Source organism: Mesorhizobium carmichaelinearum, assembly GCF_900199455.1.
In the GTDB taxonomy this organism is placed as follows: Bacteria; Pseudomonadota; Alphaproteobacteria; order Rhizobiales; family Rhizobiaceae; genus Mesorhizobium; species Mesorhizobium carmichaelinearum.
In genome coordinates this window covers 1-250 of the sequence record NZ_FZQR01000208.1, presented here as the reverse complement: position 1 = coordinate 250, position 250 = coordinate 1, and the positions used below count along the sequence as shown (strand labels likewise).

At 59.6% G+C, this 250-nt stretch carries 1 protein-coding gene; it reads right to left on the bottom strand.

The features are described from left to right. The coding region (locus CKW40_RS44320; RefSeq protein ID WP_179298329.1) for a hypothetical protein at positions 1-91 on the bottom strand (91 nt) is incomplete at its 3' end. Between the last annotated feature and the right edge of the window lie 159 nt (positions 92-250).

Sequence of the window (250 nt, the reverse complement as noted above, 5' to 3'; positions counted from 1 at the left end):
TCCACTCGCCGCAGGCATCGCATTTGCCGGCCCAGCGCTGATGCACCGATCCGCAATTCTGGCAGATGAACTGGACGCGCGATTTAGCCATCAGGCTTGGCCTGCCACAAATGAAAGACAGGTCGGCAGGACAGAGGGGGGCGCCGTAGAGCGCCTTGGTCCCGTTTTTCTGTTGCGACAGCTGGCAAGAGGCTACTCAAACCTCTCGGCGATATGGTGCTCCTCAGCCAGATCGGAGAAGCGGGTGAAT